This window comes from Pseudoalteromonas sp. UBA6610 (genome assembly GCF_002433295.1).
Lineage (GTDB): Bacteria > Pseudomonadota > Gammaproteobacteria > Enterobacterales > Alteromonadaceae > Pseudoalteromonas > Pseudoalteromonas atlantica.
On record NZ_DJHW01000013.1, the window covers coordinates 32,680 to 42,047 of the forward strand.

A 9,368-nucleotide genomic window follows, 5' to 3' on the forward strand; every position below is an offset into this window, starting at 1 on the left:
AGCATTAATGCGATACTTTAATTCGCTCGATTAAATCGGTATTAGCAACCTCGCTGTTTATAGCAAAATCGAGCTGTACAAGTACATCATTAAAGCCTGCCTCAGAGATTTTATACTCCCACTTTGCCAGCGCTTCTTTAGCTGATTTATCAAAAACGTCTGACGGCTTAGATTGAATGACACTAATGTTTTTTGTTCTGCCATTGGCGGCTATATCGTACTTTAATACAACCGAGCCGCCAATGCCTTGCTTAGCGGCTTGGGCTGGGTAGACAGGTTCAATGCGTATTGTTGGTGAAATATGATCCTCTTTCGTTATTTCAGTTTGGGGCTGTTTTGCAATGGCTAAACCGCTAAGCATGCTTGTTGCCATTAGCAGTAAGCCACCTTTGGCAAGGCGAGAGTGATTGCCACTGTGCTTTATATTGGTAAGTCGTTGTAACATGGTTTTTTTATCTCCGTAGTGTGAATAAGCCATTAGGCCTGCGGGCGCTGCCGCCGCGCAGTTAACTAAGGCTTTGCTGTATAAAATGTGTTGGTGTGTGGTTTTATTGGCAAGTACCTGCTGATCACAAGTTAGCTCCTGCAAGCGTCTAAAGCTTGCGTAAGCCATCCAGGCGAGCGGGTTAAACCACATTAAAATAGTAGTCAGTAACAGCAGGGCATTTATTAGGTTATCTTTGCGTTTTATGTGCACAGCCTCATGCTCTAAAATAAGTGCCAAAGTGGCTTTATCAAACTGGGTTTTGTAATTACTAGGCAGTATGAGCTTACTTTGCAAAATACCTACCACCATTGGCGATGCAATATGGTTACTGGTATAGGTTTTAATGTGTGAGGTTAGAGTGTGTTCGCTATTAATTAAATAATTGAGCTGCAGATTTTTTATAAAGCGAATATGCACAACAAACGCTATGCTAAACAGCACTAGGCTAACCACTACATAAAGCACGGCCCAATTTAGGCCTAAGTTATTAATAAGGGGTTGGTTAGGCGTTATTAAATAATGGCTAATGGCGCTATTTTGCAGTGGCTTAATGTTACTTGGTAAGTTTGCAACCAGTAACGATACGGGGATTAGGCATACTAATTTATACACAAAGCCTGGGCCAAGCAGCCTTAAACTAAAACGCTCACATATAATAAACCCGCCAAGCATTATGCTGAGTAATAATTGCTGCTCTAGTAACCAGTTAAACAGGGTTTGAATATCCATAGCCACTCCTTACTTTTGGTTTTTTTCCCAGTCATCAATGACCTTTTTTAACTCGTTTATATCTTGTTGCGAAAGCTGCTCTGATTTAGCAAACCCGCTTACCAGCGGCGCTATGCGGCCACTAAAAAAGCGCTCAATAAAGTTTTTGCTTTCTTTTAATGTGTAGTCGGCGCGCTCCATACAAGGAGTATAAATATATTGGCGGCCGTCTTTTTCAAAGGTCAGTGCGCCTTTTTTAACTAATCGACCCAGTAGGGTTTTAATGGTTTTTTCGTGCCATTGTTTATCATCGCTTAAGCGCTCAATAATTTGGCTGGCGGTTGCTGGGTAATTAATCCAAAGCGCATCAAGCACGTCGAATTCTGCTTTTGATAACTCAATCATTTTATTGCCTACAAATGTAATCTTTAAATTAAGACTACACCTGTAATCTATTTTTGCAAGGTTATTTTAACTTTTTTGTGCGCTATTTAAACGAAGGTTAGATTTTTGAAATATCTGTTTTATTAATTTGTATATAGTGGTTTTCAGGTAGGTTTAGTCTTGAAAGAGCAAGTTCGCTAAATTGTGCCCGATATAAATCAATTACTTTAAAGCCGCAGTACTGCGCCATTTTACGTATTTGTCTGTTAAGCCCTTGCTTTAAAATAATACTAAACTGGTTGTCAGCTATTTTTGTTACTTCACACGGTAAGGTTACTTGTTTATCTACGGGGATTCCTGCGGCCATTTTTTCACAAAACGCATTATTAATAGGTTTATTTACTGTGACTAAATAATGTTTCGGCTGGTGGAAGTCAGGGTGAATAAGTTGATTACAAAAATCTCCGTCGTTGGTCAAAATAAGCAATCCGCGAGAGTCTTTATCTAATCGGCCAATGGGGTAAACCCGAGTGAGGGTAGGTAAATGGTGAATAAGGCTGGCGGGGTCATTTTCATTTAATTTGCAGTCAATACCTATAGGTTTGTGATACGCAAAATAAACTAAATCGGCAGCCCCTTTTACTGCTTGGCCATTAACTATTACGTCGTCTTGCTCATTAACGTGATCAATATGATTAGCAGGGCGATTATTTACCGTTACTCTCCCATCATCTATTAAGCGTGATGCTTGTTTTCGTGAGCACACACCAGCGTGAGCAATGTATTTAGCGAGTCGAATTTTATTGCTCATAAGCTTAAAAGGCAGTGATGTAATAATTTGATCGCGATTATAGCAAAGGTGCGTATCTATAAAGTTACTTTTTATTAAAAGGCGATTGTTATGGGTATGAAATTTTCTGAGTTAAAAAAGCACGAACCATTACAAAAAGTGGTCGCGCACTCCCTTGAAATGGCGCTCTATCAAGTGTCTGTCATTATAAATAACGTAGAGTATTACGTTACTGAAGAAAATGGCGAGTTTGTAAAAGCGCTCAGCCCGCTGCATATTCAAAAACGTTTTGAAAAAATAGCCTACGCCGAAATGGTACTGCGACATACTAGCGCTTACGATGAAATGTGCGGCCAACCCGAGAAAACAAGCAGCAATCTGCTAGAAGTACCTTATGGAAAAAATAACCTTTTTTAATTAAGTTTGTTAATATTCGCTTTTTAAGACGCGTAATATGTACCAATTACGAGCTGATCATTCCGACGCATTAAGCTCTTCACTGCGTAGTGAAATAGTTGAATTTAACGCGCAGCATTTTGATGCGGCTAAAGTGCCATTAGGCTATAAATTTGTAGATGAAAAAGGCAGCTTAATTGCGGGCGTGAGTGGTTATGTGTTTGGTAATTGGCTAATGATTAACTGGCTTTGGTGTAGCGATACCGCGCGGGGCAAGGGGTTAGCAGGCAAGCTTATAAATGCGCTTGAGCTTGCTGCTATTGAGCGCGGCGCTAATACCGCACAGCTCGATACACTCGATTTTCAGGCCAAGCCTTTTTATGAAAAGCGCGGATACGTGGTTAAGTATCAGCTTAACAACTATCCACGCTCTGGTACGCGTTACTTTATGGAAAAAGCGCTTTAATTTAGTAGCTTAGTGTTATTTCTCTTTTAGTGGCTCACCATCAAAGCTCAGGCCTAAAAATGGAGTCGCTTCTGGCGCTAACATAAACGTGCGAATGTTCATGTGATCATCGCCTTTAGGGTTTTGTAGTACGTCTTCGCGGTAAAACTTACCAAAACAATCCAATGTATTTTGCTTGCTTAAATCGTTTAATTTAGCAAACGCAAAAATTTTACATGAGCCGTTGTTCTCGCTTGCAGAGCTAAGTAAGCCGTGGTTATTAAATCCACACGCGGTAAAATCGTAATTAGCTTCTATTACCGCCATGGTATCGCTAAATTGTATGCTTTTAGGGTTGTCTGCAAGTTGCTGTAAAAAATCGTTTAGGGTCATGTTTTTTCCTTAAATTTAAATTATTTAGCACTCAACTCTAACTCATCTGTTTGTTGATTTATATTAAATTTATATCTAGATAAAAAGTTCATTCCTAACAAACCTTGGCCGCGGGTGTTTTCAATACTGAGCACTTCAAAACCGTAAATAGTTTGCATCCCTACTTTAAACGACTCAATTTGGTAGCGTTTTACTCTAATTTGCCCATTCGCCGTGTTTACGGTTACATCGCCTAAATACAGTGGTCTGGGTGAAAGTTGGTTAAGCACGTCACTCGAAAGAGAAGTAATACTTGCGCCGGTATCTATCATTAGCTCTGTTTGGATTGAGCTATTTAGCTCGGTGCTAATTAAGTAATGTGCGCCGTAGGGGGTAAGCGCAATAAAGTCATCTTGCGATTGAGCTTTCTCTATCATTGCGTGTAAGGCAGTTACTTCGGCTTGTAGTGGGTGATTTGATGGCATGCGCTCAATAGTTGTTAAGGCGCTAATAAAGTCCTCTAGTTGATAATAAGCATGAGCGAGTGCGTATAAAAAATGGCTATTGTCGTTTTGATAGTCGAGCCAAATTTGAGTTTGTTCAATAATTGTTTGCCAATTTTGCTGCTCACTCAAACTATGCAGTTCGTTAGTCGTTAAATGCACAAGGCGCCTATCTACAGGGCCTTGTTGGTGCTTATTTAACAATGGGTAGAGCTCAAATAGCGCAATAATTGCGTTTTGCCGTTGCCCGCTTTTTACTAGGTAATCTACGTGTAAAGTGAGTAACTCGGTATTGTAAGGGTCTTTATTTAAAAGTGCATTTAACAATGACTGGCTAAGCGGTAGGTTTGTGTTTAGCCATTGCTTTAGTTGTGCTACCCACGAAGCGTATAAAGTATGTGCTTTTTTTGGAGCGTTTAGATTTAGTTGCTGATACGTATTTAGAGCATCATCAAATTTGTGTTGTGTAAATTGCTGTTGAGCTTGGCTGAGCAGGTTACTTTTTGGCGCTTTGATGCTCTTGCCGCTGTGGATTTTTTGTGTGCCAACTACAGGCTGTTTTTGTGGCCACAATAAGTAAGCGTTTAGGCTAAGCGAGCCTATTAATAGCAAGGTAATTAGCTTGGTATAATGGCTCATTGCAACCTCTTCGTTCTATTTAGGCTATTTGATAAAGTGCGCTAAGGCATGAATATTCGCAATTTCAACATCGGCAAGGCCTTTGTAGTGATAAGCCGCGCCTTGGTCGTTTAACCAAACCGATTGGCAGCCTGCATTATTAGCGCCTTGTACGTCGGTATCTAGGCTATCGCCAATATGTAAAATTTCACTTTTAGCCACGTTTAAATGCGCGGCGGCTTTATCAAACAGTGTACCGTGGGGTTTGGCTTTACCGTGCATACCAGCTTGCAATACCAGCTCAAATTTATCGCGTAAGTTAAAGCGCTCAATTTCAACATTGCCATTGGTTATTGCAACCAGCGTAAAGTGCTGGGCTAAGTTATCTAGCAGCTTTAGTACGTCGTCAGTTACCACTATTTTACTGCGCGCATCGGCAAAAGCGTTATAGGCAGCATCGGCATGATGCTCTACCTCTTGCTCATTTAAATCTAGCTTTGAAAGAGCTAAGCGAAGCGTATGTTGGCGCCATTTAGTTACATTATCAGCAAGCTCTGGTAACTGTAATACAGCCTCGTTGCGGCATTGTTGCCAGTATTTTGGGCCTTGTTGTAAGTAGCTGGGTAGCGCGTTTAAATAATCTTGCTGGGCTTTAACCGCGGCTTTTATTATGGGGTGGTTGTTATACAGGGTGTCGTCTAAATCAAAGCTCATAACTGAAAAAGGGCGAGGAGCACGATTAAATCGGATCATAATTACATTCCTAATCGGTTTGTTTTTTAGCACGCGGATGAGTGTTGTCGTACACTTTTGCTAAATGCTGAAAATCTAAATGCGTATATACTTGCGTAGCCGATAAACTACTGTGCCCTAATAATTCTTGCACAGCGCGTAAATCGCCAGATGATTCTAAAATATGAGAGGCAAACGAGTGGCGAAGTTTATGCGGGTGCACTTGTGAGCTAATGCCTTGTTTTATTCCCCACTCTTGCATGCGTAAGCGAACTTGGCGAACCGAAATACGATTTTTTTTACTGCTTAAAAACACCGCCATTTCGTCAGGCTTTGCAAATTGCCCTCGTATGTTGAGCCAATTTTTTAACGCTGTGAGCGCTTTACGACCTACGGGAATGAGGCGCTCTTTGTTACCTTTACCTTTGACTAATATTTCGCCGCTCGCGGCGTTTATATCGCGTAAGTTGGTGCCAACTAACTCGCTAATGCGCAACCCAGATGAATACATAAGCTCCATCATAGCCTTGTCTCGTATGGCTAATGGATCGTCATCGTTAATCTCCAATAGACTTGCCATCTGATCTACATCGAGATTTTTAGGTAAAGGCTTAGAAAATTTAGGCCCTTTAATGCCTTGTGCCGGATTATGATAATGCGCATGCTGAGCAATGTTTTTGGCTTTTAAAAATTTATACAAACTACGAATGCAGCTTAATTTTAAACTAATGGTGCGCCCACTTAATTGCTTTGAACGAAGCGCCATGCTGTAGCGGCGAATATGCTCGCCTTGTACGCCAAACCAGTCATCACATAATTTACTAAAATACAGGGCGGCAAAGTTTAGTTGGCTAACATACTGATTTACAGTGTGCTCTGAGTACTGTCTTTCGTACTTTAAATAGTCACTAAATAAATGAATGGGTGTACGCCAATGCTCACTTAATTGCTCAGTGTTAGGCGTCTCGTCGCTCATGCCAATTCCAACAGCCTAAGTTGCAATGCATGAACAAAATCAAGCACGAATAGGTTATCTTGTGCGGGTTCAAAATGGTTTTCATCATGGCTGCCAAAGGCCAATATAGCGACGGGTTTTTCAGCGCAACCAATAAGATAAATAGCAGAAGACTGCGTGTTTTCGCAAAATAATAGCTCATGCTCTTGCTGATTAACGCGTCCTAAGTAGTGCCCAAATTGGCTAAGGCGGTGCTCAATAAGCCCATCTAAAGTGTTGTTGTATTTAACCAACCTACACTCGCTAATGTGTGGGCTGGTACAAATAATATTGCGCAAATTTGCGGCAAGCGTATTAAAGTCATAGTTTGTCCACAGTTGGCGGTGGCATTGGCTAAACAAGCGATACACTAGCTCATTTTGCGTAGCGTGTTCGCTCATACTGTGTATTTGATTTTTTAACTGAGTATTGTGCTCGCGCAATTGGCGCTGTTGTATGTGCACAAGCGAGGTGGCGCCTTGCGTTTTGTGATGTAACTCAAGTTGTGCAAGCAGCTCTGGCTGCTCTATTAAAAAATCAGGGTGGCGCGCTAAATACTCAGCGACTTGCTCTTTTGTTAGCTCGCTCATAAGGCAACTTGCCCATCAAATACATGCTCGGCTGGGCCGGTCATGCGGACAGGGTGGCCTTCGCCGCTCCAACGTACTTGTAATGTGCCGCCGGGTAAATCAACTTGTACCGTGGTGTTAAGTTTGCTTTGAATGTGGCCAATTACCATTGCTGCGCAGGCACCCGTGCCACACGCTAGGGTTTCACTAACGCCGCGCTCCCACACTCTAAGTTTAATATGATCTTGCGAGACCACTTGCATAAAGCCAATATTGGCACGATTTGGAAAACGTTCGTGGTTTTCAAGCAGCGGACCAAGCACCTCAACTTGTGCGGTAGCTATATCGTCAACTTCTAACACGCAATGCGGGTTACCCATAGACACAGCGCCACTAAATACTGTGTGCTCTTGAGCTCTTATTATATAAGTTAGTTCTCGCTTGCTGGCTTTAAGCGGGATTTTAGCAGGCTCAAAATTAGGATGGCCCATGTTTACCGTCACTTGGCCGTCTTTTTCTATATATAGCGTGAGGTTGCCCGACTTAGTCGAGACACTAATTTTGTGCTTGTTAGTTAAGCCTTTCATGCGCACAAAGCGGGCAAAACAGCGTGCGCCATTTCCGCATTGTTCTACTTCATTGCCATCGGCATTAAATATACGGTAATGGAAGTCGAGATCAGGGGAGTAAGGGGCTTCAACCATAAGTAATTGGTCAAAGCCAATACCAAAGTGGCGATCAGCCAGTTTTTTGATTTGATCGCGAGACAAAAATACATTTTGTGTAATGTTATCAATTACAACAAAGTCGTTGCCTAAGCCGTGCATTTTGGAAAAATTAACTAACATAGCGCTCTAATTCGGGTTTGCTCTGCGCTAATCATGCCACAGAGCAGCGCCTTAACAAAAACGTTTATGGTAAAATTTTCTCACCTTGATAAAGGCTCTCGATGGTTTCGCGTTGGCGAATAAGGTGGTGTTGCTCACCATCTACCATTATTTCGGCCACGCGTGGGCGAGAGTTGTAGTTTGAACTCATTGTAAAACCATAGGCACCAGCACTTCGCTGCGCCAATAAGTCGCCTTGTTTAAGGGCTAGTTCGCGGTCTTTTCCTAAAAAGTCGCCGGTTTCGCACACTGGGCCCACAATATCAAAGTTATGTGTTGGGGTGTCGTCATCGCGCACCGATACAGGAATGATTTTTTGCCATGCCTGATAAAGCGAAGGGCGAAGCATGTCGTTCATACCTGCATCGACAATGGCAAAAAATTTATCCTGGTTTTGCTTAATAAACTCAACCTGGGTTACTAAAATTCCAGCATTAGCGGCTATAGCGCGCCCTGGCTCAAAAATAAGTTCAAGGTGTTTGTAATTGGCTAAGCGCTCGGTAACTTGCGCAGCATATTCACTTGGGTGAGGTGGCTGTTCATCATTATAAGGAACGCCTAACCCGCCGCCAATATCTAAATGAGTAAGCTCAATACCATTTGCTTTAAGCTCATCTATTAATGCCATTAGCTTATCAAGTGCTTCTAAAAAAGGTTTAACCTCAGTTAATTGCGAGCCTATGTGGCAATCTACGCCTGTTACTTTTAGACCTGGTAAAGACGCCGCATGCTGATAAACGCTCACAGCCGTTTGAATATCGATACCAAACTTGTTTTCTTTTAAACCGGTAGAAATATACGGGTGTGTTTTGGCATCTATATCAGGGTTTACACGAATAGAAATAGGGGCTTCTAAATTTAACTCGCACGCTACCTCAGAAATACGCTCAAGCTCTGAGGCCGACTCAACGTTAAAGCATTTAATGCCTAACTTTAGTGCATAAGCAATTTCGTCGGCGGTTTTAGCCACACCTGAAAACACTACTTTACTGGCATCACCGCCGGCTTTTATTACACGCGCCAGCTCACCTTTAGACACTATGTCAAACCCTGAACCTAAACGCGCTAATATATTTAATACTGCAATATTAGAATTAGCTTTAACTGCGTAGCACACCAAGCTTTTATGATTTTTAGTGGCATTTGCAAAGGCTAAATAATGGCGCTCAAAAGTAGCACGCGAGTACACATAACACGGCGTACCATAGTGCTGAGCAATTGTGGCAATGCTGACATCTTCGGCAAATAATTGATTGTTTTGATAGTTAAAATAATCCATTTATTGCTCCTGCACTTGCTCGGTGTTGGTTTTTTTTACGGGCGTTGGCTGTGCCGTATTAGGGGGTGTGTTTTGCTCAGCCTGTTGCTCTGGTAAATACAAAGGCCCGCTTTGGCCGCAGCCAGCTAATGCACTTAGCAGTAAAGTACTTATATATAGTCGTTTTAATTGTAAGGTATGTGTCGCTTTCATTAGATTAATACG

General features: G+C 41.9%; 13 protein-coding genes. 2 read left to right on the plus strand and 11 right to left on the minus strand.

The window, feature by feature from the left end:
* Nucleotides 1–4: 4 nt before the first annotated feature.
* From B4F91_RS01475 to B4F91_RS01485, 3 genes are all read right to left on the minus strand, one after another.
* The gene (locus B4F91_RS01475) at nt 5–1,216 is read right to left on the minus strand and encodes a M56 family metallopeptidase (protein WP_273587975.1); all 1,212 of its coding nucleotides are present in this window, start codon (nt 1,214–1,216) and stop codon (nt 5–7) included.
* Nucleotides 1,217–1,225: 9 nt separating this feature from the next.
* A complete protein-coding gene (locus tag B4F91_RS01480) occupies nt 1,226–1,600 on the minus strand; it encodes a BlaI/MecI/CopY family transcriptional regulator (protein ID WP_004588989.1) in 375 nt (124 codons plus the stop codon).
* Between the two features lie 97 nt (nt 1,601–1,697).
* Nucleotides 1,698–2,390, minus strand: coding sequence for a pseudouridine synthase (locus B4F91_RS01485; protein WP_273587976.1), 693 nt, complete (start codon nt 2,388–2,390; stop codon nt 1,698–1,700).
* Between the two features lie 90 nt (nt 2,391–2,480).
* On the opposite strand from B4F91_RS01485, the gene B4F91_RS01490 reads away from it, so the two are divergent.
* Both B4F91_RS01490 and B4F91_RS01495 read left to right on the plus strand, forming a co-directional pair.
* Nucleotides 2,481–2,786, plus strand: coding sequence for a DUF6482 family protein (locus B4F91_RS01490; RefSeq protein WP_004588987.1), 306 nt, complete (start codon nt 2,481–2,483; stop codon nt 2,784–2,786).
* Between the two features lie 37 nt (nt 2,787–2,823).
* Nucleotides 2,824–3,231, plus strand: coding sequence for a GNAT family N-acetyltransferase (locus tag B4F91_RS01495; protein WP_273587977.1), 408 nt, complete (start codon nt 2,824–2,826; stop codon nt 3,229–3,231).
* A 15-nt stretch (nt 3,232–3,246) separates the two neighbouring features.
* On the opposite strand, the gene B4F91_RS01500 is transcribed toward B4F91_RS01495, so the two are convergent.
* The 8 genes from B4F91_RS01500 to lptM form a co-directional block, all read right to left on the minus strand.
* On the minus strand, nt 3,247–3,603 hold the full coding sequence (locus B4F91_RS01500) for a HopJ type III effector protein (RefSeq protein WP_096040956.1): 357 nt from the start codon (nt 3,601–3,603) through the stop codon (nt 3,247–3,249).
* A gap of 20 nt (nt 3,604–3,623) precedes the next feature.
* Nucleotides 3,624–4,724 (minus strand): retropepsin-like aspartic protease, encoded by a 1,101-nt coding sequence (locus B4F91_RS01505; protein WP_273587978.1) that lies wholly within the window; start codon nt 4,722–4,724, stop codon nt 3,624–3,626.
* A gap of 24 nt (nt 4,725–4,748) precedes the next feature.
* Complete coding sequence (locus B4F91_RS01510; protein WP_286937148.1) at nt 4,749–5,456, minus strand: HAD-IA family hydrolase; 708 nt, start codon at nt 5,454–5,456, stop codon at nt 4,749–4,751.
* Nucleotides 5,457–5,466: 10 nt separating this feature from the next.
* Nucleotides 5,467–6,411: a tyrosine recombinase XerC gene (locus tag B4F91_RS01515; RefSeq protein ID WP_004588982.1), complete on the minus strand. Its 945-nt coding sequence runs from the start codon at nt 6,409–6,411 to the stop codon at nt 5,467–5,469.
* Complete coding sequence (locus tag B4F91_RS01520) at nt 6,408–7,019, minus strand: DUF484 family protein (protein ID WP_286937147.1); 612 nt, start codon at nt 7,017–7,019, stop codon at nt 6,408–6,410. The genes B4F91_RS01515 and B4F91_RS01520 overlap by 4 nt, the downstream gene beginning before the upstream one ends.
* Nucleotides 7,016–7,846, minus strand: a complete 831-nt coding sequence (gene dapF / locus B4F91_RS01525) for a diaminopimelate epimerase (protein WP_004588980.1) — start codon at nt 7,844–7,846, stop codon at nt 7,016–7,018. Before dapF ends, B4F91_RS01520 begins: the two co-directional genes overlap by 4 nt.
* 64 nt (nt 7,847–7,910) lie before the next feature.
* The gene (gene lysA, locus B4F91_RS01530) at nt 7,911–9,164 is read right to left on the minus strand and encodes a diaminopimelate decarboxylase (protein WP_029773748.1); all 1,254 of its coding nucleotides are present in this window, start codon (nt 9,162–9,164) and stop codon (nt 7,911–7,913) included.
* Nucleotides 9,165–9,356, minus strand: coding sequence for an LPS translocon maturation chaperone LptM (gene lptM / locus B4F91_RS01535; RefSeq protein ID WP_004588978.1), 192 nt, complete (start codon nt 9,354–9,356; stop codon nt 9,165–9,167). It abuts the gene before it with no gap.
* Nucleotides 9,357–9,368: the final 12 nt, after the last annotated feature.